The 25274-nt window shown below is 66.9% G+C and carries 24 protein-coding genes, 2 tRNA genes and 1 riboswitch; of the genes, 12 read left to right on the top strand and 14 right to left on the bottom strand.

What is annotated here, in order from left to right; translation table 11 throughout:
- Positions 1 to 476: 476 nt before the first annotated feature.
- The 6 genes from pheA to QSJ59_RS20785 form a co-directional block, all read right to left on the bottom strand.
- A complete protein-coding gene (pheA, locus tag QSJ59_RS20760; RefSeq protein ID WP_285761397.1) occupies positions 477 to 1424 on the bottom strand; it encodes a prephenate dehydratase in 948 nt (315 codons plus the stop codon).
- A 61-nt stretch (positions 1425 to 1485) separates the two neighbouring features.
- On the bottom strand, positions 1486 to 1998 hold the full coding sequence (locus tag QSJ59_RS20765) for a DUF4446 family protein (protein WP_285761398.1): 513 nt from the start codon (positions 1996 to 1998) through the stop codon (positions 1486 to 1488).
- 43 nt (positions 1999 to 2041) lie between these two features.
- Positions 2042 to 2881 carry a glycosyltransferase family 2 protein gene (locus QSJ59_RS20770; protein ID WP_285761399.1) on the bottom strand — a complete coding sequence of 280 codons (840 nt, stop codon included), beginning with the start codon at positions 2879 to 2881 and terminating at the stop codon, positions 2042 to 2044.
- Positions 2882 to 2897: 16 nt separating this feature from the next.
- Complete coding sequence (locus QSJ59_RS20775; RefSeq protein ID WP_432707513.1) at positions 2898 to 3242, bottom strand: STAS domain-containing protein; 345 nt, start codon at positions 3240 to 3242, stop codon at positions 2898 to 2900.
- A 118-nt stretch (positions 3243 to 3360) separates the two neighbouring features.
- Positions 3361 to 3885: an ATP-binding protein gene (locus tag QSJ59_RS20780; protein ID WP_285761401.1), complete on the bottom strand. Its 525-nt coding sequence runs from the start codon at positions 3883 to 3885 to the stop codon at positions 3361 to 3363.
- A gap of 280 nt (positions 3886 to 4165) precedes the next feature.
- Complete coding sequence (locus tag QSJ59_RS20785; RefSeq protein WP_285761402.1) at positions 4166 to 6025, bottom strand: ATP-binding protein; 1860 nt, start codon at positions 6023 to 6025, stop codon at positions 4166 to 4168.
- Positions 6026 to 6204: 179 nt separating this feature from the next.
- Here QSJ59_RS20785 and QSJ59_RS20790 point away from each other — a divergent pair, with 179 nt between their 5' ends.
- Entirely contained in the window at positions 6205 to 6882 is a 678-nt protein-coding gene (locus tag QSJ59_RS20790) for a methylated-DNA--[protein]-cysteine S-methyltransferase (protein WP_285761403.1), read from the top strand.
- Here the strand turns inward: QSJ59_RS20790 and QSJ59_RS20795 are convergent.
- Positions 6879 to 7211 carry a rhodanese-like domain-containing protein gene (locus tag QSJ59_RS20795; RefSeq protein WP_285761404.1) on the bottom strand — a complete coding sequence of 111 codons (333 nt, stop codon included), beginning with the start codon at positions 7209 to 7211 and terminating at the stop codon, positions 6879 to 6881. The two genes, QSJ59_RS20790 and QSJ59_RS20795, sit on opposite strands and share 4 nt — an antisense overlap.
- Before the next feature lie 80 nt (positions 7212 to 7291).
- Between QSJ59_RS20795 and QSJ59_RS20800 the strand changes: the two genes are divergently transcribed.
- Positions 7292 to 7792: an SSI family serine proteinase inhibitor gene (locus QSJ59_RS20800; protein ID WP_285761405.1), complete on the top strand. Its 501-nt coding sequence runs from the start codon at positions 7292 to 7294 to the stop codon at positions 7790 to 7792.
- Positions 7793 to 7864: 72 nt separating this feature from the next.
- Here QSJ59_RS20800 and QSJ59_RS20805 read toward each other — a convergent pair.
- A tRNA-Leu gene (locus tag QSJ59_RS20805) sits at positions 7865 to 7947 on the bottom strand.
- 207 nt (positions 7948 to 8154) lie between these two features.
- Here QSJ59_RS20805 and QSJ59_RS20810 point away from each other — a divergent pair.
- The 8 genes from QSJ59_RS20810 to QSJ59_RS20845 all read left to right on the top strand — a co-directional run bounded on the left by QSJ59_RS20810 (position 8155) and on the right by QSJ59_RS20845 (position 17767).
- The gene (locus tag QSJ59_RS20810) at positions 8155 to 8922 is read left to right on the top strand and encodes an FHA domain-containing protein (protein WP_285761406.1); all 768 of its coding nucleotides are present in this window, start codon (positions 8155 to 8157) and stop codon (positions 8920 to 8922) included.
- 286 nt (positions 8923 to 9208) lie between these two features.
- Positions 9209 to 9688, top strand: coding sequence for an FHA domain-containing protein FhaB/FipA (locus tag QSJ59_RS20815; RefSeq protein ID WP_285761407.1), 480 nt, complete (start codon positions 9209 to 9211; stop codon positions 9686 to 9688).
- Complete coding sequence (locus QSJ59_RS20820; protein ID WP_285761408.1) at positions 9685 to 11061, top strand: Stp1/IreP family PP2C-type Ser/Thr phosphatase; 1377 nt, start codon at positions 9685 to 9687, stop codon at positions 11059 to 11061. The genes QSJ59_RS20815 and QSJ59_RS20820 overlap by 4 nt, the downstream gene beginning before the upstream one ends.
- Entirely contained in the window at positions 11058 to 12518 is a 1461-nt protein-coding gene (locus tag QSJ59_RS20825) for an FtsW/RodA/SpoVE family cell cycle protein (protein ID WP_285761409.1), read from the top strand. Before QSJ59_RS20820 ends, QSJ59_RS20825 begins: the two co-directional genes overlap by 4 nt.
- Positions 12515 to 13966 (top strand): peptidoglycan D,D-transpeptidase FtsI family protein, encoded by a 1452-nt coding sequence (locus QSJ59_RS20830; RefSeq protein ID WP_285761410.1) that lies wholly within the window; start codon positions 12515 to 12517, stop codon positions 13964 to 13966. The genes QSJ59_RS20825 and QSJ59_RS20830 overlap by 4 nt, the downstream gene beginning before the upstream one ends.
- Entirely contained in the window at positions 13963 to 15489 is a 1527-nt protein-coding gene (locus tag QSJ59_RS20835) for a serine/threonine-protein kinase (RefSeq protein WP_285761411.1), read from the top strand. Before QSJ59_RS20830 ends, QSJ59_RS20835 begins: the two co-directional genes overlap by 4 nt.
- Positions 15490 to 15534: 45 nt before the next feature.
- Positions 15535 to 17334 carry a Stk1 family PASTA domain-containing Ser/Thr kinase gene (gene pknB, locus QSJ59_RS20840; protein WP_285761412.1) on the top strand — a complete coding sequence of 600 codons (1800 nt, stop codon included), beginning with the start codon at positions 15535 to 15537 and terminating at the stop codon, positions 17332 to 17334.
- Between the two features lie 178 nt (positions 17335 to 17512).
- On the top strand, positions 17513 to 17767 hold the full coding sequence (locus QSJ59_RS20845; RefSeq protein ID WP_285761413.1) for a cell division protein CrgA: 255 nt from the start codon (positions 17513 to 17515) through the stop codon (positions 17765 to 17767).
- Positions 17768 to 17982: 215 nt separating this feature from the next.
- Here the strand turns inward: QSJ59_RS20845 and QSJ59_RS20850 are convergent, their stop codons facing one another.
- Both QSJ59_RS20850 and QSJ59_RS20855 read right to left on the bottom strand, forming a co-directional pair.
- Positions 17983 to 18834, bottom strand: coding sequence for a rhomboid family intramembrane serine protease (locus QSJ59_RS20850; protein ID WP_285761414.1), 852 nt, complete (start codon positions 18832 to 18834; stop codon positions 17983 to 17985).
- A 12-nt stretch (positions 18835 to 18846) separates the two neighbouring features.
- Positions 18847 to 19374, bottom strand: coding sequence for a peptidylprolyl isomerase (locus tag QSJ59_RS20855; RefSeq protein WP_285761415.1), 528 nt, complete (start codon positions 19372 to 19374; stop codon positions 18847 to 18849).
- 259 nt (positions 19375 to 19633) lie between these two features.
- On the opposite strand from QSJ59_RS20855, the gene QSJ59_RS20860 reads away from it, so the two are divergent.
- Positions 19634 to 20209: a hypothetical protein gene (locus QSJ59_RS20860; RefSeq protein ID WP_285761416.1), complete on the top strand. Its 576-nt coding sequence runs from the start codon at positions 19634 to 19636 to the stop codon at positions 20207 to 20209.
- Between the two features lie 96 nt (positions 20210 to 20305).
- Here QSJ59_RS20860 and QSJ59_RS20865 read toward each other — a convergent pair whose 3' ends face one another.
- From QSJ59_RS20865 to QSJ59_RS20880, 4 genes are all read right to left on the bottom strand, one after another.
- Positions 20306 to 20941, bottom strand: a complete 636-nt coding sequence (locus QSJ59_RS20865; protein WP_285761417.1) for a DUF1707 and DUF4870 domain-containing protein — start codon at positions 20939 to 20941, stop codon at positions 20306 to 20308.
- Between the two features lie 419 nt (positions 20942 to 21360).
- A tRNA-Ala gene (locus tag QSJ59_RS20870) sits at positions 21361 to 21433 on the bottom strand.
- A 204-nt stretch (positions 21434 to 21637) separates the two neighbouring features.
- On the bottom strand, positions 21638 to 21760 hold the full coding sequence (locus tag QSJ59_RS20875) for a DLW-39 family protein (protein ID WP_285761418.1): 123 nt from the start codon (positions 21758 to 21760) through the stop codon (positions 21638 to 21640).
- A gap of 498 nt (positions 21761 to 22258) precedes the next feature.
- Entirely contained in the window at positions 22259 to 23092 is an 834-nt protein-coding gene (locus QSJ59_RS20880) for a helix-turn-helix domain-containing protein (protein ID WP_285761419.1), read from the bottom strand.
- 638 nt (positions 23093 to 23730) lie between these two features.
- Positions 23731 to 23796: riboswitch (guanidine-III (ykkC-III) riboswitch) on the bottom strand.
- 154 nt (positions 23797 to 23950) lie between these two features.
- Between QSJ59_RS20880 and QSJ59_RS20885 the strand changes: the two genes are divergently transcribed.
- The gene (locus QSJ59_RS20885; RefSeq protein ID WP_285761420.1) at positions 23951 to 24259 is read left to right on the top strand and encodes a hypothetical protein; all 309 of its coding nucleotides are present in this window, start codon (positions 23951 to 23953) and stop codon (positions 24257 to 24259) included.
- Positions 24260 to 25274 lie beyond the last annotated feature (1015 nt).

The raw sequence follows: 25274 nt of genomic DNA on the forward strand, positions 1-25274 counted from the left end.
GGTGTCCGAGATTCCGGCCGCCGACGTCGGCAAGGTATTTCAAACCGGTGTTGCGGATCGATGCCGCCCGCCGCCGCTGGCCAGCCCCGCCAGGCACCCACCCCGCACGCCGCGCGGCCGGATCCGGTCCCGGACCCGACGGGAACCACGCCGTCCCCGCGAGTGTCCGTTCCCACCGGAAGTGGTTGAGCAACGCTTGAGCGTCACCGACCGACGCCTCGCCCACACGTCGGCCGGACCGGTGCCGCCTCGGCCTGCCCGACTCCAGGTTGCGTCGTCCCACCGCCGACAGTGCGCGGTTGCCCGCCGGTCCCGTCCCATCGGGCCGCCTTGGCCGAGGAACGAGCCCACAGCCGCACCTCAGGAGCCGAGAGGCGGGAAGCGTTCCGGGGCTGGTTGCACCAGTACGACCACCGCCGTTTCCGCACGGCGACCAGCGGCCCTCCTGCCGTATCCAAGCTCTCGGGCCAGTGCGTCTAGGCGACCGCTCCCGCACGGATTCGCGCCAGCCACTGTTCGGCGGCAAGGAAGTCCGCGTTGCTCGTACCTCCGCGGGGGAGCAAGGGAGTCAGCTCGGTGTCGGCGTCGGCGCGCGGGTAACTGCCGAGGAAGCGGACCTCGCGGCAGACACGGCGCAGTCCCATCAGGGCCTCCCCCACCCGCGCCTCGGCCACGTGGCCGTCTGCGTCGATGCAGAAACAATAGGTCCCCAGTCCGTCACCGGTCGGACGCGACTCCAGCCGCGTGAGGTTCACCCCGCGGACCGCGAACTGGTTGAGCAGGTCCACCAAGGCACCGGCGTGGTCGTCGGGGAGGAAGGCGACCAAGGAGGTGCGGTCGGCTCCGGTCGGCTCCGGCAATGCGCCGGGGCGGCGCAGGTACACGAACCGGGTGGCGGCGTCAGCGCGGTCCCCGACTCCGCTGACCAGTGGGGCAAGGCCGTAGCGTTCTCCCGCGAGACGCGCGGAGATCGCGGCGTCGTAGGGCGCTCCGGGCTCGGAGACCGCCTGGGCCGCGGCTGCGGTGGAGGAGACGGTGAAGGTGTCGGCGTGGGGCAGGTTGGCCGCGAGCCACCCCCGGCACTGGGCGAGCGCGTGGGAGTGGGTGGCCACGCGTTTCACGTCGGACAGCATGGTGCCCGGGCGGGCGAACAGCGTGAACTCCACCGGGACGGCGACCTCTGCCCCGATCAGCAGCGGATCGCCGTTGATGAGTTCGGCGATGGTGGCGGTGACCCCGCCCTCGACCGAGTTCTCCAACGGGACGGCGCCGCCGTCGACCGCACCGCCCCGGACCGCCGAGAAGACCGCGTCCACCCCGCTGCACGGAACGAGGCTTCCCGCAGGGGCGTCGGGCATGAGCATACGCAGGGCGGCTTCGGTGAACGTACCCTCGGGGCCCAGGTAGGCATAGGTCTTCGGCATGTACAGCAGGTTACTCGGAATCGGCTCAGGTACCGGGGCGACGGTCCGGGCGCTACCGCGCTCACGCCTGGGCGTTCTCCGTGGACGGTCGGGCCGGCTCCTCGTCCTGGACCGGCTCCCGGGGGGAGGCGATCGAGACCGACGACACCGGTTCTGCCGGTTCTGCGGACATCGAACCGCCTGGACCCTGGCCCAGACGTGCCGCACGGATGGCGCGGTATTCCTCCGGGGACAGCGCCTCGGTAGCGGATCCGCCCTCCACGATCTTGGCGTAGGTCCGGGTCTCGGTACGGCCGTTGATGGACGTGAGCACGACACCGTCTCCGGCGGTGTTGAGCATGGCCAGGGAGAAGGACCGGGCGCCCGACATCTCCTCCAGGGCGTCGTAGCGGACGATCCCCACGTCGCGGATGGAACGCACGTCGATGCCGCCACCGGTGTCGGGGAGCATCCGCTGGACGACGCTGCGGCAGTCCTCGACAACCGTACGCGTACGCAGGAACGCCAGGGCGCCGAGCGCGAGAGCACCGGCTGCCAGGAGCAGAGCGATCAGAGTCAAGATGATTGAGAGCACCCTGCGAGCGTAATCGCCACGATGCGCTGTCGCGTGGATACTTTCAGTGTTTTTCGTCGTGGCGTCGCCGGAGCCGGCTGGGCCGTGCAGGGGACACGCCTCGGAGACGGTCGCCCACGCGACGTATTCCGCGGCGCGCCGCGGGGACCAGCTCGCGGGCCGCGAGCGCCCTTCCCACCTCGGCGAACTGACGGGCGCGATGCAGTTGGGCGCGCAGATCGGTGCCGGTGGCCCGGTGCTCCATCTGCACCTCGACCTCCTGGACCGTGTAGCCCCCGTGCAGGAGGTCGATGGTCAGTCCGGTCTCCACGCCGAACCCGGCGGCCAGGGGGAGGGCCGCCTCGAATGCCGAGCGGGTCAGACAACGCTGCCCGTTGAGCGGCTGTTCGGCCTCCCAGCCGGTGGCGCGCCGGATTCCGTCTCGGGCCAGGCCGACGACGAAGCCGTGCCCGCCGAGGCGGGTACGACCGGCCGGGAAGAGCGCGATCGTCATGTCGGCTTTCCCTGCGCGCACCGGGTCGAGCAGTGGCGCGGCCTCCGCGGCGGTGACGCCGAGATCGGCGTCCAGGAACAGCAGGTGGCGCGGGTCGGAGGCGACTCCGGAGGCGGCCTCGTGCTCCTCGACCAGCCGCACGCCCTCAGCACCGGTCTCCATGGCCGCGCCCTTGCCGCGGTTGCGGCCATGCCGGAAAACGCGGGCTCCGGCTTGCGTCGCCACGGCCGCAGTGTCGTCGGTGGAACCGTCGTCCACGACGATGACGAGGTCCGCTCCGGGCAGGCCGCTGGCGGCGCGAACCGTTGCGGCGATCCGCTGCGCCTCGTTCCTAGCCGCGATGACGACCGCGACGCGGCCGTGCCCGTCCGCCCCTGAGGGAGAAGACACGCTGCCTCCCCTGTCTCTACTTGGCGGCTGCGGTACCCACGGTGGCGCCGAGCGCGTCGACCGAGTCGTGAACGGTGAAGACCGAGTCCAGACCGGTGATCTCCAGGATCTTCATCACCGCTGGACGCGGGGCCACCAGTTCGAGGTCGCCGTCCTTCTCCCGGGACCTCTTCATGGCCGACAACAGAACGTTCATGCCGGTGGAGTCGCAGAACTCCACCCGTGACATGTCGACGACGAGCCTGGTGGCCCCGTCGTCCAACGCGTTGACGAGCTCACTGTGCAAAAGCGGCGCTGTGTAAAGGTCAATCTCACCGCGAACGGCAACCAGTGCGTGATCGGCCTGAGACTGACTTGAGATCTTCAACTCCACAGTCGTGACTGTAGCGGTCACCGAGGGCCCTGGCCACTTAGGTGGCGGTGTTTCGCCGCACCACTGTCGAGCTCCGTGGTCGACGTTCACGGAACGGACTTTTTTCTCACGTTCCAGCGGTGCGGGAACGAGGAACCACACCTGCTGGGGCGGTCGAGAACACCGCGGTCAGATCGGGGATGACGGCGTCGCCGCGGACGGCTTTGGCGACCGGAATGTCGATGACCGCCCACACTGTCGTCGTCTCACCGTCCACTTCGGTCCCCCACTTGGCCGCAAGGTGCTGCACGATGCCCAATCCCCGACCGCCGAGGGCGGAACGGGAGGGATGCGCGACACGCGGCAGGGTGTCGGCGCCCCCGTCGCACACCGAGATCTCCACCCACCCACCCGTCGGGGTCTCTGGAGACTCGACGACGATGTTCCAGGAGACCTGTACGGAGTCCGGAGGAAACGGCGGCGGCAACGGGCCCGCATGCCTCAAGGCGTTGCTGAGAAGTTCGCTGATGATGAGCGCGGCGTCCTCCACCTTGGAGGTAGCCACCCCTGATTCGTGCAGGTCGGTACACAGGTGCTGACGCGCGGTGGTGACACTCGACGGCACATGTGGCAGCAGTACGGCCCTCGACACGTCCTTCTCCCGTTCCCGAGCGTGCTGATCCCCGCGGGCACCGGGCGCTGATCCGGTTGCGCGAAGGTTGCGGTGCGGACACGCCCTTGCTTGTCTGATCTGGTTGTCGCTTCGGCCGAGAAGCGCCCTGAAATCAAATCCCACCAGGGCCGAAATGCCCGGTTGGAACACTATGGAAACCCGCATCCGGGTCTCGATCAACAGCCGCCCATCACTTCATCCCAACCGGACCATCTCACCGAAAGCACAGGTCAAGTCCTTCCCGGGCCTCCGGGGACACTCAATTGACGGACTGTAAGGTGAATCTCATCCGCGTTCCTCCGGGGTCGTCGGCGTGCGCAGTGACGTCCCCTCGCTGCTCTCTGGCCAATCGCCGGACGATGTAGAGGCCCAAGCCGATCCCGCCGAACCTTCGGCGGTCCCCCACGTCCAACTGCACGAAGCGTTCAAAGATCCGCTCCGTGTCAGCCGGCTCGATTCCCACCCCCTCGTCCCGCACGGTCACGGCAACCAGACCGTCTTCCTCCGCCGCTGAGACCGTCACCCGCCCTCCGTCGGGGGAGTACTTGAAGGCGTTCTCCAGCAGTTGGCTGATCACCATGTCGCTGGCAGCCGGATCGCCGTACACGTCGGGCAGTTCCTCGGGCAGTTCCAGACAGAGTTCGTGCTTGTCCGAAAGCGAGGCGAAGGCGGTCATCGCGCGCCGCAGCGGCTCCCGGACGTCGAAGACCCCGTTGCGCACCACCAGGCTCCCGGTTCCGGCCTGCGACCCCAGCAGCAGATTGTTCACCAACCGGGTCATCGTCTGCGCGCGATCGGCGATCGTACCGACGTGCTCGTGGCGCTGGAGGTCGTCCATCTGGTCCCAGTGCCGGTCCAGCGTGGTCGAGAGCCCCTGCACCACGGTCAGGGGGGTGCGCAGTTCATGGCCGGCGGTGGCGAGGAACAGGTCTTTCTGCTCCTCCAGTGCCTTGGCCGGGGTGATGTCGCGAAAGTCCACCACCCGCTCCTCACTTCCGGTGATGTCCGCGAGGAGGATCTCCAGCCAACGTCCGCTCTCCATCCGGTGCTTGACCAGTTGCCCCCGGACCACCGGAAGCGGGAACGGCGGCGGCCTGCCGACCACATCGGTGAACGCGTACCCCGTGAGCTCGGCGGCTGCCCGGTTCCACTTGCGCACCCGACCGGAATGGTCGAGCACCGAGATCCCGTCCGCGCTGGCGTCCACGATCGCCTGTTCGTGGGCACGCTGGCGGACCATCTCCTGGTAGGCCATGGCGTTGCCCAGCGCCACACCGGCGTGCGCGGCCATCAACTCCAGCAGCTCCAACTCGATGTGTCCGACCTTGCGCCTGCTGTAGAGCGCGTACAGCGCACCGTAGGGACGACTCTGCACGTTGGACACGCCCAGGGCGATCGTGTGCAGCCCTTCCAGGTCCGACCAGATGAGGTCGCTCAACGTCCTGGTGTCGTCGGTGGCCAGGAGCACCGTCTTTCCACTCGCGAGCAGTTCCCCGAACAGGCTCGCCCGCAGCGAAGCCTCGAATCCGCGCAGGTGGGCGGAGAGGCCGGTAATACTCACGAGGCGCAGGCTGTTGCCCTGGATCAGCGCGAATCCACCTGCGTCGGCGCCGGTCAGCTCGGTGAGGCAGTGAACGATGCGGTCGAGGATGTCGTCGACGTGAAGATCGGCGTTGATGTCGCCCATGACGTCGGTGAGGCGACGCACCAGCTGCGCGCGCTCGGTCATGTGCAGTTGTTCGAGCTCGATCTCGGAAGCGGTGACCGTGTGCTGGTGGAGGACGCACACCCAGCCGGCCATCCGCCCGTCGTCACCGTTGAGCCGGTTGTAGCTGGACCGTACGTCGAGGTGTTCCCCGCTGCGGGTGACCCGAACGGTGGTGAGGGACATCGGCGTGCCCAGGCGAACGCGTTCCAGCACCGCGTGGTACTCGGCCATGCGCTCGTCGGGCACGATCGGGGCCTGACGCCCCAGCACATCGGCGAGGGTCCAGCCGAACATGCGCTGCGCGCCCGGATTCCACTGCACGACCCGCATCTTGTCGTCCAGGACCACGACCGCGTCGGCCACTGAGGCCAACACGGCCTCTGCGTTGAAGGCTGCCGGCTCGAAGCTCACCACGTCATAGTGCCATTTCGGGCCTCGTCTGGGGCAGGTGAACGCCGAAGGTCGGGGCAATTAGGTGGCCGCGACACATCAACGTCGTCACCGCACCGCCGCGTCGGAGCGGCGAACCAGCCCTGCCGTGTCATCCTGTGCTGTGTCGGGCGGGACCGGCGGAAGGCGGGACGAACGTGATGCGGACCTGGCGAGAAGGCTGGAACGACCGGATCGCCGCGACCGAGGACGCAGATGCCGTGGATCGTGACATCGACGCTCTGATCAACGCGGTCTCCGCGGTACCCCCGGGAATGGTGCGACGGCCACAAGTGGCCCCGAGAGAGATTCCGTTCGATGTCGTGTCGGGGACCGCCGAAACACCGGTGGGCTTCCTTTCGTTGGCGCTGACCCCGCGCGGCCTCGTCTCGTGCTCATTCGACTCCGAGGACACAGTCCTCCCCCGGCTGGCACGCGCGGTGTCACCCCGGATCGGGCCGCACGACGCCTGGCTGGAACCGGTGCGCCAGGAACTCAACGCCTATTTCGAAGGCCGGCTGACGGCGTTCACCGTTCCGCTGGACCTCCGACTCACCAGCGACTTCGGTCGGGTGGTCCTTCGGTCCCTCCTGGACGTGCCCTACGGATCGACGACCTTCCACACCGACCTGGCAGCCAGGATCGGACGGGCAAGCGCTACCAGGGCCGTGGCCAACACGCTGGCCACCAATCCGCTCTGCCTGTTCCTGCCCTGCCATCGGGTCGTACCGCCGGACTACCCCGGGGAATGCGGCCCCTACACCGGTGGTACCGCTGCCAAGCAGTACCTGCTGCGTCTGGAACGGGAACGGCGCAGTCCCAAGACCCCGGCGTTCTAGACGACCGCGGGCTCCGCACCCGTCTCACTGACCATGGGGCGCCCGGAGAGCGCCCAGGCACTCATACCGCCGGCCACGTTGGCGGTCCGCCACCCGGCGTCGTTGAGCGCCTGCACGGCCTGGGCGGAGCGGCCTCCGACCCGGCAGATGACGTACACCTGGACGTCGCGGGGAACCTCGGCTGCCCGCTGGGACAGCTCGTTCAGGGGAATGTGCACCGCCTCCGGCGCGTGGCCCGCGCGCCACTCGTCCTGCTCCCGGACGTCGAGGAGATAGCTCCCATCGGGGACCGCGTCGACCCCGACCACCGGAACGCTTGAACCGAACACCGCCACACTCCTTCGTCACCATCCGTCGTATACGGGTCACCAACGGGAACCACGGGGCTCCGAGGGACGTCCAACAGGTTATGCGCAAGCACATCCCGACGACCCAGCTGACTCCGATCGCACTGCTCGCGACTGTGGGTTTCCTCGTCACGGGCTGCGGTGAAGGGGTCACCGAGGTCAACGTAGACGACCAGCCGTCCGGCTCCCCCTCTGCGGGCGCCGGCGCGGACCGCGCCGAAACCGAACTGACCATCACCCTGTCCACCGATCCCGATGCCGGCGACGAACCCGGCCTCGACGGCTTCACCCCTGGTACCTGGACCCTGACCTGCGCCCCGGATGGAGGCGACCACCCCGATCCGGCCGCCGCGTGCGCGGCGCTGGCCTCCGCAGGCGCAGAGGCGTTCCAGCCCGTACCCGATGGCCAGGTATGCACCTTTATCTACGGTGGCCCGGAGACAGCCACCGTTGTCGGCCATGTGGGCGACACCGAGGTGGACTCCGAATTCAGCAGGGCCGACGGTTGCGAGATCGACCGCTGGGAATCGCTGGCACCAGTGCTGACTCCGGCCACGACCTGAGAAAAGGAACCAACAACGCGTGAGGCCCCGACCCTTTTCCGGGTCGGGGCCTCACGGCGAAGAAACAACTTGTGGGCGAGGAGGGATTTGAACCCTCACATCCTTTCGGACACACGGACCTGAACCGTGCGCGTCTACCGTTCCGCCACCCGCCCGAGTGACATTCACTTATACTGTCGCCTGGTCCGGCCGCTCCTTCGAGCTGCTCCCTGGCGACGAGTTAAAGGTTAGCACGATCGCAACCCTGGTCGTGCACGGCCGAAGTGCCTCCGCGCAGGCCCCCAAGGGCGGCGGTGAAGCAAAGGACACGCTTGCCCGGATACGATCGTCTACATCGGGACGTGGAGTAAGGGAGGTAGCTCGTGGGAGTGCTCCAGCGCTTCGAGCGCAGGCTCGAAGGGATGATCGAAGGCACCTTCGCGCGGGCCTTCAAGTCGGAACTCCAGCCCGTCGAGGTCGCCAGCGCGGTCCAACGGGAGATGGACGAGCGCGCGGCCATCGTGGCGCAGGGCCGCACCCTGGTGCCCAACGACTTCGTCGTGGAACTGGCCGGCTCGGACAAGGAACGACTTGAGGTCTACTCGGACAGCCTCGGACAGGAGCTGTCCAAGCTGGCGCGTGAGTACGCCACAGAGCAGGGGTACTCGTTCGTGGGACCGGTGCGCGTCCGTTTCGACGCCGCCGACGACCTGCAAACCGGAAGATTCCGGATCCGCTCGGGAGTCATCCGCGGCACGACGGTGGACCCGGTCGGCGGCGGAATCCGTCAACCGGTCAGCGACCACCCGCGGCACGACGACGCCATGCGCGGCCACCCGCGGTTGCTGCTGTCACCGGGCGGCGCAACCGTCGAGGGCAACCTCGCCTCCCACGGCGCGGAGCAGGCATATGAGCTCAACGCTCAGGTGACGCTGCTCGGCCGGGGGACCGACTGCGATCTTCGCCTGGTGGACAACGGAGTCTCTCGACACCACGCTGAGATCCGAGTCGAGGACGATGAGGCAGTCCTCGTGGACTTGGGTTCCACCAACGGAACGTTCGTCAATGGCCAGCAGGTCAAACGCACGCGCCTGTCGGACGGGACCCGGATCAGCCTCGGCAGGACGACAATGACGTTCCGCCGGGACTGAGAACAAACGCAGTAGAACAAGCATCAACAGGGGCGAGGCCCGCGACCACGAAACCCGTGGGTCTGCGGGTTTCGCCCATCGCCGTATCGATCGACTCAAGTGCCGACATCCCCAGCCCAACCGGGAATTTATCCCAAATGCTTGACCAATCGGGCACAATTACCGGGTCCAATGGGTTCACTCGGCTTCCTCGAGGCGGTAGGCACGGTTCACGCGAACACGACGCGCTGGCGGAGCCACCACCGCTGACCCAGCCGGAGCACGACAGGGGCTGAAGAGCACTTCAATGTCCGACTTGACCCTCATGCTGATCAAGCTCGCGTTCCTCGCGGTGCTGTGGCTCTTCGTGATCATGGCGGTCGGAGTGATCCGTACCGACCTGTTCGGTCCCGCCACCAGCAAAGCGAAACGCAGCGGCGGTAGCGCCCGGCCCGAGCCACGGCGCGCCAAGCCCGCACCCCGAGGCCGCCGCAACGAGCCCCGTTCCCTGGTCGTAACGAAGGGCCCGCTCGCCGGGACCACACTCGACCTCTCCTCCCAGCCGATCACGATCGGCCGTGCCAAGGACGCGACACTGGTCATCAGTGATGACTACGCCTCCGGTCGCCACGCCCGGATCTTCTCCGACAACGGCCGCTGGATCGTCGAAGACCTCGGCTCGACGAACGGGACCTACCTCGGTCAGAACCGCCTGACCCGCCCCCAGCCCATCACCGTCGGACAGCCCATCCGCATCGGCAAGACCGTTCTGGAACTACGCAAATGACAATCGCACTCCGCTACGCGGCGTACTCAGATGTCGGCTGCCTTCGCGAAGGAAACGAAGACTCCGGCTACGCGGGCCCCTACCTGCTCGTGGTCGCCGACGGGATGGGCGGCCACGCCGGCGGCGAGATCGCCAGCGCACTCGCGGTCTCCTCGCTCATCCCGCTGGACGACGACGTCCCAGGCAGCGAGATGGTGCAGTCGCTGGAAGCCGCCGTGGACAACGCCAACGACGCACTCGCCCAAAAGGTCCGCGAGGAGCCCCGGCTGGAGAACATGGGGACCACGCTGACCGCCATGCTGTGGTCGGGTGCGCGGGTCGCACTGATCCACGTCGGCGACTCCCGCGCCTACCTTCTGCGCGGCAACGAGTTCCACCAGATCACGCACGATCACACCCTGGTCCAGACCCTGGTCGACGAAGGCAAGATCACCGAGGACGAGGTGGCCACGCACCCGCAGCGCTCGCTGCTGTTGCGCGCCATCCAGGGCCAGGGCCACGTCGACCCGGACGTGTCCGTGCGCGAGGCGCAGGTCGGCGACCGCTACCTGCTGTGCTCCGACGGTCTCTCCGGCGTGGTCAGCAAGGAGACCATCCACGAGACCCTTGCCACCGAGGCCACGCCCGAACGCGCCGCCCGACGTCTGATCGACCTCGCCAACCGCGGCGGCGGGCCGGACAACATCACGGCGGTCATCGCCGATGTCATCGACACCGCGACCGACCCGCACGGGCCGACCACCGACGCCACGACCGTGGGCGCCGCCGACCAACGCCGCGAACCGCCGATGACCCCCGACACACCGGCGGGACGGGCACAGGGGCTCACCCGGAACACGGCCGCCGGCGGGGCCAGCGACACCGCCGAGATGGACCGGATCCCCGCCTACGAGTCCGATGACAGCTCCGAGCCACGCCCGCGCACCAGGCGCTGGTGGCCGATGGTCCTGACATTCCTGGTGCTGGTCGCGATCGTGGCCGGCGCCGGTTTCTATTTCGGCAACCAGTTCCTGAGCAATCAGTACTTCGTCGGCCCCAGCCAGGACGGCGACGAGGTCTCGATCTACCAGGGCATCAACACCGACGTCGCCGGCTACAGCCTGGCCGAGGAGGCCGAGCGCACCGGCATCCCCTTGGCCATGCTGCCCGAGACCCAGCGCGACGCCGTGCAACGGACCATTCCGGTGGAGAGCCGCGCAGAGGCCGAGACCCGCGTGGCGGAAATGCGCGAGGTGTTCGAGGGCTGCCAGGCCGACCCCGACTCCTGCGGCCTCGACGTCGCCGACGGCAGCGGCGCGGCGGCCACCACGGAGGCGACACCGGACGCCGCCTTTCCCTCCGCACCGGCCCCGGATACGGAGGGCACGCCATGAGCGAAGGACTGACGACCGCCCTTCCCCCGGTCAAGCGGCGCAACGCCGAGCTCGTGATGCTGCTCCTCGCAATCGGCATCACGATGTTCGCGATGATCTCGGCCGGCCTCGCCTACACCGGTGAGCTGCCGCCCAGCCTCTTCATGTACGCGGTTCCCTTCGCGGGTATGGCGCTGCTGGCGCACGTGTTCATCCGCTTCTTCGCCCCCTACGCCGACCCGCTGCTGCTGCCGCTGGCGACGCTGCTCAACGGGCTGGGAATCGCGATGCTGTGGCGCATCCTCGACGCTCCCCAGTTGGTGCCCGAGTTCGCGTCGGAGGGCGCGACCGAAAGCTCCATGACCCAGTTGATGCTGACCGCGGGCAGCATGGTGGTGTTCGCGGGGATCGTCTTCTTCCTGAAGGAACCGCGCACGCTCCAGCGCTATCCCTACCTGATCGGGCTCGCCGCGGTCGTCCTGCTGCTCCTGCCGCTCCTCCCGGGCCTCGGTTTCTCGGTCAACGGCGCCCGGCAATGGATCAACCTGGGGTTCACCAGCCTTCAGCCCTCGGAGTTCGCCAAGATCGCCCTGGTGATCTTCCTGGCCGGCTACATGGTCACCAAGCGCGACGTGCTCGCCCTGGTCAGCAAGCCGATCAAGATCGGGCCGATCAAGGTCCTGGAGCTGCCGCGGATGCGCGACATGGCGCCGATGGCCGCCATGTGGGGCTTCTGCATCATCGTCCTGGTCATCCTGATGAACGACCTCGGCACCTCGCTCCTGCTGTTCGGCACCTTCCTGGCGATGATCTACGTCGCCACGCAACGGTCCTCCTGGATCATCCTGGGTCTGACCGCGTTCTTCGGCGCCTGCGCCCTGCTGTACCCCTTCGTGCCGCACTTCCGGGTCCGGATGATCACCTGGCTGGACGCCTTCAACCCCGATGTGTACTGCTCCGACGCGGTGATGGCCTCGGCTGACGAGGCGTTCTGCAAGGTCTCGGGGACCAGCCAGCAGCTTGTCGGCGGACTGTTCGCGATGGGCGAGGGCGGCATCCTGGGCGCAGGACTCGGCGGCGGAGAGGTCCGCGGCATCATCGAGGTGCAGAACGACTTCATCTTCACCGCGTTCGGCGAAGAACTGGGCCTGACCGGTGTCATGGTGATGCTGATGGCCCTGGCCCTGCTCGCTCAGCGCGGAATGCGCATCGCGCTGGCCTCGCGTGAGCTGTTCGTCAAGATGTTCGCCTCCGGCATCTCCTTCCTCATCGCCTTCCAGACCTTCGTCGTCATCGGCGGAGTCACCCGCGTCATCCCGATGACGGGTGCGACCATCCCATTCGTGGCCAAGGGCGGATCGGCCCTCCTGTCGAGCTGGATCATGCTCGCCCTCCTGGTCCGGATGAGCAACAACGCCCGCAAGCCGGCCCCCGTGGCCATCCAGGACGAGGGCGCGACCCAGGTGATCTCCCGATGAACAAACCCATCCGCAGACTCGCTCTGTTCTCCCTTGCACTGTTCGGCGTCCTGCTGCTCAACGTCACCTGGATCCAGGCGGTCCAGGCCCAGTGGCTCCAGGACCACGAGTTCAACCGCCGGGGTGCAGCCGAACAGTTCCGGGTCCCCCGAGGCCCGATCCTCGTCGCCAACGAACAGATCGCCTACTCCGAGCTGATCGAAGGCAGCACCCAGTACCAGCGGTTCTACCCGGCCGGCGATCTCTATTCGCACCCGGTCGGCGTGTTCAACCCCTTCGGCCCCTACGGGGTCGAGCGGGCGGAGAACTCCTTCCTGGACGGTTCCGACAACCGCCTGCTGGTGCGCAACTTCCTGGACACCTTGACGGGAAGCGAGCAGAAGGGGGCCACCGTCGCCCTCACCCTCAACCCCGACGCCCAGCAGGCGGGGTTGGAGGCGATCAAGAACAACAGCCCCAGCGGCAAGGGCGCGGCCGTGGCGCTGGACCCCTCGACCGGTGCGATCCTGGCCGCGGTGTCGATTCCGAACTACGACCCGGCCGCCGTCTCCGACATGAGCGACACCACCAAGTCCGTCGAGACCTGGGACTCTCTCAACAGCAACGAGAACAAGCCGCTGCTGAACCGCGCGTTCAACGAGCTGTACCCCCCCGGCTCCACCTTCAAGGTGGTGACCGCGGCCGCGGCCCTGGAGAACGGCGAGACGATCGACAGCACGATCGACGCACCCGAGACTCTGGAGATGCCCAACGGCGGCCCGGCGCTGCCCAACGCGTTCGGCAGCGCCTGCAACGGCGGGGCCCCCGATTCCATCGCGCACTCGCTGGAACGCTCCTGCAACACCTCGATGGCCAATTGGGCGCTCAAACTGGGCGGCACCGCGATGACCGAGCAGGCACAGGCGTTCGGCTTCGACAGCGGACTCCCTGGTGTCCCCGTCCCGGTCGAGGACAGCCACTACCCGCCGCCCACCGACGACAACGACCTGGCCCGCTCGGGGATCGGCCAGGGCAGCGTGCAGGCCACGCCGCTGCAGATGGCCATGGTCGCAGGCGGTATCGCCAACGGCGGCCAGGTCATGAAGCCCTACATGGTCAGCGAGGTCTTGGGCCCCGATGCCGCGGAAATCGCCTCCACCAGCCCCGAGGTCTACAGCCAGGCGGTCAGTTCCAGCACCGCCAACCAGCTGACCGAGGCGATGATCCTGGTGACCGAGGGTGCCGAGGGCAGCGGTACCGGTGGGCAGATCCCGGGCATCCAGGTGGCCGGCAAGACCGGAACCGCGGAGGTGTCCGGGGCACAGACCCACAACTGGTTCATTTCTTTCGCTCCCGCCGACGACCCCCAGGTCGCGGTGGCCGTCGTGATCGAGAACGGTGGCGGCAGCGGTGGCACCCTCGCCGCTCCCGTCGCCAAGGCGATCATGGAGGCAGTGATCAACGAGTGAGCGGAAACGACGCCTCCGGTGGCCGGCCCCTCACCCGGGCCGGCTCCCTCCTGAGCAACCGATACCGCCTTGAGGAGCAGATCGGCGCGGGTGGCATGGGCGAGGTGTGGCGGGCGACCGACACACTGCTCAGCCGTCCCGTGGCCGTCAAGATGCTGCACACGGCGCAGATGGGCGAACCCATCTCCCGACAGCGCTTCCGGACCGAGGCCCAGATCACCGCGGCACTGTCCCATGCCGGAATCGCACAGGTCTACGACTACGGCGAGCAGGACGACACCGCGTTCCTGGTCATGGAACTCGTCCCGGGCGAGTCGCTGTCGACGATCATCAAGCGCAACCCCGGTTTCGACGCGGACACCGCCCTGGATGTCCTGTGCCAGGCGGCTCAGGCGCTCGCGGCCGCGCACGCCCGCGGAATCGTGCACCGCGACATCAAACCCGGCAACCTTCTGGTGACCGAAGAAGGCTCGGTCAAGCTGACCGACTTCGGCATCGCCCGGGGCAACGAGTCGGTGACGCTGACCCAGACCGGCATGGTCATGGGCACAGCTCAGTACATCTCGCCCGAGCAGGTCTCGGGCAGGCCGGCCACCCAGGCCTCCGACATCTACGCCCTGGGGGTCGTGGCCTATGAGTGCCTCGCCGGGCGCCCTCCGTTCACCGCGGACACCCCGCTGGCCCTGGCATTGATGCACACCCGCGAGGCGCCGCCGCCGCTGCCCGAATCCGTTCCCACCTCGGTGCGCGAACTGGTGGAGTGGCTGCTGGAGAAGGATCCTGACGCCCGTCCCGGCTCCGCTGCCGATGTCGCACAACACGCACAACGGTTACGCGCGGGAATCGACTCCACCGCGGCCACCGAGGCGCTGAACCTGAGCGGCTCCGCTCCGACGGTCCTGGCCGGAGCTGTGAGCGGTCCCATCACCTCCCCGACTACCGCCTCGTCCGGCTCTCAGACCGGACGAATCGCCTCGGAGCAGGAATGGTCACCGGCGGCCGTGGACGCCTCGGATAGGGTTGCCGAGGAATCCGCACCGAGCGGCCGCCCGAGCCGGTCCGTCGTCTTCGCGTTGGTCGCCACCGTCGCGGTGGTCGCACTCGGCGTGGTACTGGTATCGGCGCTGTGGAGGGGGAATGAGCCAAATGGCGAGATGACAGGCAGCAATTCCCCCGTGTCCGATACTTCTCCGTCAGTGTCTCCGAGCCCCGAAGAGGACCCTGACCCCAGCGGAGAGGTTCCTGCGCCCGGTGGCGGGGAAGCCCCGGTACCGAACGAGCCCTACGTTCCCGCGCCGCAGCCCAGCACTCCGGACACTGAGCTTCCCGAGTCCCAGCCCGAGACTCCTCCGGAACCCCCGGTCGAGGAGACTGAGACCGAACCGGAGGCTCCCGACGGCGGGGGCGACAACGGCGAAGAAGGCGGCGGCAATCCTGGGGGCGGCGGGGACGCCGGCAACAGTGGGGATGGCGTCAACCAGGGAGGAAACTCCAGAGGCTTCACGCTACCGATGACCCGATAGCGACCGCACAGGGTCGTTCACCCATCACGAGGAACAGTTCACGACATGTCTCAGCCACGGCTACTCGGTGGTCGCTACGAGCTCGACCAGGTGATCGGGCGGGGTGGCATGGCCGAGGTCTACCGCGCTCGCGACCTCAGACTTGACCGCTTGGTGGCCGTCAAGACGCTCCGCTCGGACCTCGCCCGGGACCACATCTTCCAGGAGCGGTTCCGCCGCGAGGCGCAGTCGGCCGCCTCCTTGAACCATCCCTCGATCATCGCCGTGTACGACACCGGCGAGGACATGATCGACGGGGTCTCCATCCCCTACATCATCATGGAGTACGTGGACGGGCGGACTCTCAAGGAGTTGCTCGACGACGACCGGCGGTTGCTGCCCGAGCGCACCGTGGAACTGGTCGACGGCATCCTGCGTGCGCTGGACTACAGTCACCGCAACGGCATCGTGCACCGTGACATCAAACCGGCGAACATCATGCTGACCAAGCAGGCCGAGGTCAAGGTGATGGACTTCGGTATCGCCCGGGCGATGAACGACTCCCAGGCCACGATGACCCAGACTTCACAGGTCATCGGCACCGCGCAGTACCTCTCGCCCGAACAGGCACGGGGTGAGCGCGTGGATGCGCGCAGCGATATCTACTCCACCGGCTGCGTGCTCTACGAACTGCTCACCGGTCGCCCCCCGTTCACCGGCGACTCTCCGGTTTCCATCGCCTACCAGCACGTTCGCGAGCACCCGGTCCCCCCGTCCGAACTCGACCCCGAGATCCCCGAGTGGATCGAGGAGATCGTTTTCCGGGCGATGACCAAGGATCGGGAGGAGCGCTACCAGTCGGCCGCCGAGATGCGGGCCGACATCCAGCGCGGCATGCAGGGGATGCCCACCGAGGCCGGCACGATGGCCATGGGGGCCGCGGGCTCGACGACGATGCTGCCGCCGACCCAGAACCGGCGTGACGAGTACGACGACGACTACGAGTACGACGACGAGGACGACCGCCGCGGCGACACCAGGAAAAAGGCGCTGTTGGCGTTGTTGGCCCTGGCTGTCCTGGGCTCGTTCGTCTTCATCGGGTGGCTGTTCCTGCGCGGTGGGGCGGAGGCGATCACCGTCCCCGACCTGTCCGGTGAGACCGTCGAACAAGCGCGGACCGAACTGACCGACGCCGGTTTCACCAACGTGGCCCAGGACACCAAGGAGCAGGCCAGCGAAGACGTGGAGGAGGGACTCGTCGTAGGGACCGATCCGCCGAGCGGGCAGTCCATCAGCGAGGGGACCTCCATCACCATCGTGGTCTCCAGCGGCACCGGCCAGACCGACGTCCCCAACATCCAGGGGATGACCAAGGACCAGGCCGAGTCCGCGCTGAACAACGCCGGGTTGAAACTGGGCAGCACATCGGAACGCGAGGACGGCTCCGCACCGGAAGGCACCGTCCTGGAGAGCGATCCCGCCATCGACTCCACCGTGGAGACAGGGACCAGCGTGAACGTGGTCCTGGCCAAGGCTGTGAGCCAGGTGAAGGTACCCAACCTGAGCGGGTTGAACGAGGACCAGGCGCGCTCCCGGCTGGAAGAACTCGGGTTGGGCCTGAACCCCCAGCAGGAGGAGGCCGCCGGAACGACTCCGGGGACCGCCATCCGCCAGGATCCGGGGGCCGACGCCATGGTCGACCCGGGCAGTGAGGTCACGGTCGTCTTCGCGATCGAACCGCAACAGCCCAGCGAGTCGCCCGAGTCGGATCCGCCCGAGTCGGATCCGCCGCCGGACGGGGGCGAGGGAAGTCCCGAGGACGGTTTCCCCTCCTGGTTCCCCTGGGAGGATGGCAGGGACAACTGACCGAGAGGTGTCTCGGGCGTCGTCTGGACCGTGGTCCGGGCGGCGCCCGCGTCGTTGCCTGCTGTTTTCTCCGCCGGCGAAGAGATCCCCCTCGACGTCCCCAAGAGAGTGGTCTGGGTCGTACACTGAACCTTCAGTCTGGATAAGCCCGGCCCGATTCGTCTTTGGAGCAGTGACCGTGCCCAAGTCCCGCAGCGATCGAAAGAAGAAGGCGGTCTACACTCCGCCGCCGACCGCCGCCAAGCCGAAGATCAGTCCGCGGTGGCTGGCCCCGGCCATGGTGACGTTCGGCCTCCTGGGCATCCTGTGGATCGGTGTCTACTACATCGCCGGGGGCCTCATCCCGTTCATGCGAGACCTCGGCAACTGGAACCTCGCGATCGGCTTCAGCGGCCTTGTTATCGCGATGATTCTTTCCACACGCTGGCGCTAGCTGTCCACAAGACGAAACCGGCCCTGTTGTCCCTGCTCCGTAGGATTTCCACAGGGTTTATCCACAGCTGACCAACCAGTTGTCCACAGAGTTATCCACAGGGGAAAAGTCCCTTGTGGGCATGGCTGTCCCAAGCAGCACCCCGGTGCTGCTCCTCAAGCTACGCAAAGGGCCCGGCACCGTAATCGGTACCGGGCCCTGACGCGTTCTTTGCCTCAGCCCCGCAGGAACAGTGTCCAGGCCACCGCAGCGGCGACGAGGACAAGGGTGATGGCTGCGGTGAGCGCCCCGTGGGTGAGGTCGCGGCTCCGTCCCGCCCGGTTTCCCGAACGAGGCAGGTAGGCGTAGACCAGCCCGAGGAGCGCCCCCGTGACGAGACCGCCGATGTGCGCCGTCCAGGAGATCCCCGGGACGACGAAAGTGATCAACAGGTTGACCGCCAGCAGCCCGACGATGAAGCGGGTGTCGAGCTTGAGCCGACGACCGATCACGAAGATCGCACCGAAGAGCCCGAAGATCGCCCCTGACGCTCCCACCGAGGCTTGAGCGGGATCGACCAGATAGCTGAGCACCGATCCGCCGATCGCACTGACCAGCCACAGTGCCAGGTAGCGCACGTGCCCGAGCCAGTTCTCCAACTGCGGACCCAATACGTACAGGGCAAAGCCGTTGAACAGCAGGTGGGTGATACCGCCGTGCAGGAAAGCCGCTGTGATCAGCCGATACCACTGGTCACCGAGAACGATGCCGGCTCCCCACATGGAGAACTGGCCGGTCATCTGCGGGTTGACCTGTTGGAGCAGGAAACCCGCGCCGATGAGTCCGAGAAGCGTCCAGGTCACGTAGGGCCGCGCCACCACCTTTCCGCCGAAGGTGGTGCGCGCCTCCCGCACGCCCTTGTTGCCCTCGGCCACGCACTCGACGCACTGGAAGCCGACGGCTGCCTCACGCATGCAGTCGGGGCAGATCGACCGACCGCACCGCCTGCAGCTGACGTAGGTCTCGCGGTCGGGATGCCGGAAACAGGTGGGAACGACCTGGGGCGTGGGCGGCTGGGAGGCGCTCATATCAGGCGGAGCCTACCTGCGCTCGACCGTGACGGACTGGATCACGACGTCGTCCAGCGGCTTGTCCATCTGGTCGGTGGCGATCGTGGCGATCTCGTCCACGACGTTCTTGCCCTCGACGACCTCACCGAAGATGGTGTGCTTGCCGGTGAGCCAGTCGGTGGCCCCCACCGTGATGAAGAACTGCGAACCGTTGGTGCCGGGGCCCGCGTTGGCCATCGCCAGCAGGTAGGGACGGTTGAACTTCAGGGACGGGTGGATCTCGTCCTCGAAGCGGTACCCGGGACCACCGCGGCCGTTGCCCAGGGGGTCGCCGCCCTGGAGCATGAAGCCCTTGATGACGCGGTGGAAAACGGTGCCGTCGTAAAGCTTGCTGCTGGTGGACTGACCGGTGCGCGGGTCCACCCACTGCTTCGTGCCCTCGGCGAGGCCGACGAAGTTCTCAACCGTCTTCGGCGCCTCGGCCGGGAAGAGCTTGACGACGATGTCGCCCTTGTTGGTGTTCAGCCGTGCGAAAAGCTGGCCGTTAGCCTCAGACACCTGGGTGCCTTTCCGTTGTGTGTGCTTACCACCCCACACGTTACCGTCCGCTTCAGTCCGCCGCGGTGAATGCGCACTCCGCCAGGAGAGGTCCGGGACACGGCGGTTCTAGCGTGATCCGATCCACATCGACCACGTATGTTGAGGTAACACCCCCATAACAGGCCGATCGCGGGCTTCGGGAGCAACCGTCAGCGCATAGCCGACGGTAGATCGGGCAGGGGACTACTCAGCAGCCACTAGTGCGAAGGAGGACGACGTGTCCATCACCTTGAAGCGTCGTAAGGCCAAATGGGAGACCGAAGAGGCACTGAACCGCCTCCAGGGACTGGCTCGCGACCAGGCCGAACGCTTCGGGCCCTACGCGGACCAGGCCAAGGAGAGCGCGGCTCTGCGCATCCACCAGGCTCGCGGCTGGACCGCGCCTCGCCTCGAAACGGCGGCCCAGCGGGTGGAGGACACCGTAGCGCCGCGGGTGGCAGAACTGCTGAACGCAGCCGCTCACCGGGTCGAGCCGGTTGCCGTCCGGCGTCGCCGTCGGCTCTCGCGCTCGTTCGTGGTCATCGGCGTTGGTGCACTCGGTGCAGCGGCCCTGTACGGGGTGCTCAAACTGCGCCAGGCGTCCCAGGACGCCGAGTGGCAGGAAAACCTCGACAACGCCCGGGAGCAGGTGCGCGAGACCAAGGACCAGCTCGCCACCAAGGCCAAGGAAGCCAAGGACCGGCTGAAGGGCGGGGCGGAGGGTGCCGCGGCGAAGACGCAGGAGGCCGCCGACACCGCGTCCGAGGGTGCCAAGGACGCGGCACGGGAGCTCAACGGCCGGGTGAAGAACTAGCCGACTGCTCCACCCGACGACCAGTGGCCCCGCGAGCGATCGCGGGGCCACTGGTGTGTCGGTGCGTTTTCACGCGTTGTCCCGGATCCGGTGCAGTCACTGACGGCAAGCACCGGGGCGGGCGGTCTTGGGCGCCTTCGGGTCCTTGATCAGCCTGTAAGTCAACGGGTAGCGCCAGTTGGCTCCCAGCGCCGTGGCCAGACCTGCGACGAGCGGAAGGACGAGCCAGCCGAAGAACATGAACACGAACGCGATGATCGGCAGGACCAGGATGGCCAGCACCGGAAGGAGCACGCACGCGATGAGGAAGTTCAGCTGGTAGTTGATCGCCTCGAAGGCTTGGCGGCGCACGTAGTGGGAGGTGCCGCCCTTGGCGAGCAACACCACGAGCGGCCCGATCGCCAGCGTGAAATAGCCGGAGAGGTGACCGCCCATCGCCCACAGTCGCTCTTCCCGGGTGGGCTCGGCAGAATTTGCCGGCATCCCTGGAGCCTGGGCGGGGGCGACCGCGAGGTCCACCAACAACGGTTCGAGGTCGCCCTGGACCTTTGCCGTCATCGCCTTTCCCAAACGGTCGTCGAACTCCTCCTCGTCGAGCCGGCCGTCGGCGTAGGCCGTCCGGAGCAGCTCGGCCACCTGGTCCCGGTCGGCATGGGTGAGCCGCAACGACGGGCCGGGACCACGACCACCGCTGTAGGGGGCGGGAGGAGGTGCTGGGTTGTACACGGCCACGTTCACTCCTTGCCGCACGATGGCGTCGAGTTCCTGTTGCACAGGGCTGCTGTCCGGTCTACTTGTCCATGATCGGTGATCGCCCCCTGGCAAGGCCAATGAAACAACCCTGAGATCGCCCCTGATTTCCGCCTCGGGGCCGACTGGTCGGCGACGACGGGGCCCTGGTGCACTCAGGAGCCCGCTCCGCGCCGGAACAGGGAAAACCCTGCGTGGTGCGCCTGCGACGCTCGCAGCGGTGATTCTGCCGCTCCCGAAGCCGGTGTGTGGTGCGGTGCCGGCGTCCGAAACGCCGCGCCGCCCGCTTCCGGATCACGAAGGCCGTGTGCACCGCTCGTGCCGGCCGCAATGACACTGGGGCCGTCCACTCTGTCGAGTGGACGGCCCCAGTGCGTGTTGCTGTCCTGCTTATTCGATTGTGGAGCCAAGGGGAGTCGAACCCCTGACCTCCGGTATGCAAAACCGGCGCTCTGCCAGCTGAGCTATGGCCCCTCGTCCGATCCATTGTCGCATCCCCGTGGGACACGGGCGAACGCCAACGATTGAAGAGCATACCGCTTCCCGAGCGAGTCGGGTCGACGGCGGCTGCATGCCGGGAAGTGAACCGAAAGGCGCCGTCCGGCGCTCTCGGCTCGCTCTTGTCCCCCGGCGACCGCCGGGGCACCCTCGGGTGCACCGTGGCGGACGCCGTCGGGGCTAGTTGTCGCTAGCGGCCGTGGCCTCGGTCCACAGGTCCAGCTCGGCGCGGTCGGCCTGGATCTTGCGGTAGACGGCGAACGCCCCGAGGGCCACCAGCACCAGGACGATGATCTTCTTCACGGCGAGGACCCCTTAACTTCCTTACACGGATTTGGAACAAGTCTCGACGCACGGCCCGGCCGCGGCGAAAAGCGGCCGGTAATCATGTCCGGCCGAGCCGGATGGCGTCGGTAGAGCACTTTATGGGTTTGTCCACAAGTAGCCTAGCAACCCCCGCTGGGGCCTGTTCCACACGCCGGACGCCAGAACGAGACTGTGCCTGGTAGGCATGACGAACCTTCGCACTCGCCCCGGGCGTCGCCGGACCGGGAAACGGATTCGATCCTGCCAGAGAGCGTCCTGGTTCCGGCCTGCGACACCCCGGGCAAAGACGTCCACCAAGCTCAAAAAGGTACTGCGACTCCCATGTGCCGTGGAGCGACCACCGGGCTCCATGACGGCGGCTGGCCCGAATCGGCCAATAGCACGGTGGGCAACCGCGGTGTTGGCCGCCGAACTCCTGAAGAACGGAAGACTGCCGGTTGTGTCACCTTCCGGAGGGGACCGATGACGGGATGCTCAGGTCAGCAGGTCGAGGCGTTTCAACGTGACGATGGTCGCCAGGGGGTCGACCGCTACGTCGACAAGTCGCCGCCACACCTCCTGGCAGCGCTCAACCGCTGCCTCGTCCTCGACGATCGCTCCCCCCTGGGTCGCTTCCACGTAGGCCAGGGAACTCTCGCCTTCGTCGAACTCGAGGACCGTGAAGGGGCCGGCGGCTCCGGCATGCAGCCCGACCGAGGTCGGCAACAACTGAACGGTGACCCGACTGTCGCCCTCGGCGAGTTCGATGAGCCTGCGCAGCTGGGCGTGCAGTGCCTCCGACCGGGAGGCGACACGTTGAAGCGCGTCCTCCTCGATCAGAGCGTGGTAGCGCCCCAGATTGTCCCGGTCCAGAATCTCCTGGCGTTTGAGATAGGCGGCGACCGTACGCTCGACGGCTGCACCGTCACGCCCTCTGGCCCGGGCGAGTTCAGCGGTGTACTCGGGGGCTTGGAGAAGGTCGGGGACAAGCATGCCGGCGTAGGAGTCGATCGCAACGGCTCCTGCCTCGTTCCCGATGTAGGCGGATGGGACGACGTCCTCGTACTCGGTCCACCAGGGCCGCAACCGCGACTCACGCACCAGGGTGAGAATGGCGTCGCGTTGCCCGCCTCGCACTCCGTACAGACTGAGCAGGGCCGAAACCTCGATCACCGAGGGCCACTTGCGGATGCCCGTCTCGATGTGACCGAGTTTCGCCGGTGACCATTCGAGTTCCTCTGCGACGTCGCTGAGGGTCATCCCCGCTTGCACACGCTGGCGGCGGAGTTCCACTGAGAGGCGACGACGGCGAACGATGGGGCTGGTCATTACCTCGTATCCGTACCTGCCGGGGGAGTGGTGGTCGTGCAAACCAGAGAAGCACTACCACTAGCAGCTAGCAATGCATTCGTAGAAATTAGTCGACGAATGCCGAATTTTCACTGCCCGAAACACTGTTCTTAGGCGGCACGCGGTTGGGGGCGGGCTGCTTTCCAATGGATTCAACGGCAGTTATCCACTGCTTTTGCGGATGCAGAAGTGGTAACAGAGGATCGGACCGGTTCAGTGAACCGGTCCGATCGGCATCCTTATTCACTCTGGTATCAAACTCACCAGAACCACGCGTGCGGCACGCTCGGATCGGTGCAGAAGCTTCAGGTCCATGCCCCAGGCGCGATCAACAACAGACATAGAAGCCTGGCGGAACCGGCCGGCCCTCCCGGCCGCGCCGCACCCACGACCGCGGTGCCCACCGCACCGACGCCGCCCCGGACGGCATAACCCGTTCTCGTCGCAATCGTGCGCAGGATCCAAGCACCCATGCCCGTCACCAGCGCCACCACGGGGGTGGCAGTCGGGTGAAGCCCTTGGGCACCCCAACGGTGTGGGCTCGGGCCGCCTCGAGGAAACCTGAGATGATCAGAAAGATCCACGCCGCACTCGGTCCTGCCCCACGTCGAAGAGCCACGACGCCGTCTTGTCGTGACCGGGTACGGCTCGCCGTGTCCGGGGCCGGACCACGTGGCCTGACCTATTCACAAATGGCGACCAGTGCCCCGTGACACGACCGCGGAGGCAGGAATCACACCTCTGAGCAGTGGTTCGTCACAGCCTGTCCGCACACGGCGTACGATTCAGGTTGGATTGCGGAGGGTGCCTCCCTCACGCGCCTTAACAAGGAAACCGATGAGCTACCCCATTGACGACACCAACCAGTTGATCGCGAACGCGGAGGAGGAGTTGCCGCCTGCCACGCGGTCCCGGCTGATCGCCAAACTCAGAATGGGGGCCCATATCGATGAGGCCTCCCGCGACCTTGGGGTAAGTCCTCAACAGGTGTTCGCAGCAGCCCGAATTCTCGGCGCGTTCGGGGAACAGCTCGACACGACACTGACCGCCGAGCGCGACCCCTCGCTGCCGCACGGAACGCTCACCGGCTACAACAAGCGCTGCCGCTGCCCAGAGTGCCGAAGCGCGCTCCAACGCAAGATCTGACCTGGACGGTTCGAGAATCCCCACGTCAAAGGCACAGTCGGGTTCGAAAAGAGCACGAAACCCGAACTTTACCTAAACTCCTCCGGCAATTGGCCGAGTTCCGCGCTTATTGATCTTGAACCGGGGGACACCGGTCACCATGAACGAACGTGTTGACTGGGCGGCCATGAGCGACGAAGAGTTTATGGCACTTGTACGCCAGGTAGCGGAGACCCCTTCTGGAGTCGATTCCGAAGAGGAGTAACCCGACCCCTTTCCTCGGTGGGGAGCGGTCGGCCCCCGCCGAGGCGGTCTGCTGCCCGCGGTTCGACGCGTCCCCGGGCACACTTTTGCACGCGCACCTCTCCCTTTCGCCGTGCGCCCGTTCGGCCTGGTGACGGACGAGTGGCGGTCGAATTTCGGACAGGCATGATATCTAGTTATCGACGTGTCTCTTTGTCGATATTTTGGCTTCCCTCTCGCGGGGAAAAGTTCACGCCCTAAACTCCTCCATCACCCGTGTGTTCGGGCGGAGGCAGGCGCAGAAGCGGGTCCAGGAGACCCGCGCGATTAGCTACTGAGGGCCCCGAGGAGGGACCAGCGACGTCAGCCACTGGGCGCGTCTGGCGGGAAGTTCTCCCCCCGCTTCTCGCTTCTGGGGAAGCAGTGGAAGCAGCCGGAGTCTCTGAAGACCCGCAACCACAAAGGATCAGCTCGCTTCGCATACCGCCCCGCCGTGAGAACCACTCGTTTTCACCAGGAGAGCCGGGCCCGAGTCGTACGGACGGCTCTTCTGGAAAATCTGACAGCCGGTGCCGCACGCCGGCCTGGACGTTGCGAGGGCAGGAAGCCACCCCGTTCATAAAAAAAAGGGGGGGCAGCGCCCCCCCAACACACAAACACCCCTGAAAATGCGGAAGGGCTCGCCCAGCCACCCCCACAAGAGGCAACCAAACGAGCCCAACCAACATCAATTACGGCGGCGTCCTACTCTCCCACCCCAGCAAGGAGGCAGTACCATCGGCGCTGGAAAGCT

The organism is Nocardiopsis ansamitocini (assembly GCF_030268225.1).
Taxonomy (GTDB): domain Bacteria; phylum Actinomycetota; class Actinomycetes; order Streptosporangiales; family Streptosporangiaceae; genus Nocardiopsis_D; species Nocardiopsis_D ansamitocini.

What these genes read in the sequence shown, in the direction of transcription:
- QSJ59_RS20815 (WP_285761407.1), top strand. Translation starts at nt 9,209, where the DNA reads ATGTCCGACTTGACCCTCATGCTGATCAAGCTCGCGTTCCTCGCGGTG.
- QSJ59_RS20885 (WP_285761420.1), top strand. Translation starts at nt 23,951, where the DNA reads ATGAGCTACCCCATTGACGACACCAACCAGTTGATCGCGAACGCGGAG.
- QSJ59_RS20850 (WP_285761414.1), bottom strand. Translation starts at nt 18,834, where the DNA reads ATGAGCGCCTCCCAGCCGCCCACGCCCCAGGTCGTTCCCACCTGTTTC.
- QSJ59_RS20790 (WP_285761403.1), top strand. Translation starts at nt 6,205, where the DNA reads ATGCGGACCTGGCGAGAAGGCTGGAACGACCGGATCGCCGCGACCGAG.
- QSJ59_RS20800 (WP_285761405.1), top strand. Translation starts at nt 7,292, where the DNA reads ATGCGCAAGCACATCCCGACGACCCAGCTGACTCCGATCGCACTGCTC.
- pheA (WP_285761397.1), bottom strand. Translation starts at nt 1,424, where the DNA reads ATGCCGAAGACCTATGCCTACCTGGGCCCCGAGGGTACGTTCACCGAA.
- QSJ59_RS20880 (WP_285761419.1), bottom strand. Translation starts at nt 23,092, where the DNA reads ATGACCAGCCCCATCGTTCGCCGTCGTCGCCTCTCAGTGGAACTCCGC.
- QSJ59_RS20825 (WP_285761409.1), top strand. Translation starts at nt 11,058, where the DNA reads ATGAGCGAAGGACTGACGACCGCCCTTCCCCCGGTCAAGCGGCGCAAC.
- pknB (WP_285761412.1), top strand. Translation starts at nt 15,535, where the DNA reads ATGTCTCAGCCACGGCTACTCGGTGGTCGCTACGAGCTCGACCAGGTG.
- QSJ59_RS20830 (WP_285761410.1), top strand. Translation starts at nt 12,515, where the DNA reads ATGAACAAACCCATCCGCAGACTCGCTCTGTTCTCCCTTGCACTGTTC.
- QSJ59_RS20820 (WP_285761408.1), top strand. Translation starts at nt 9,685, where the DNA reads ATGACAATCGCACTCCGCTACGCGGCGTACTCAGATGTCGGCTGCCTT.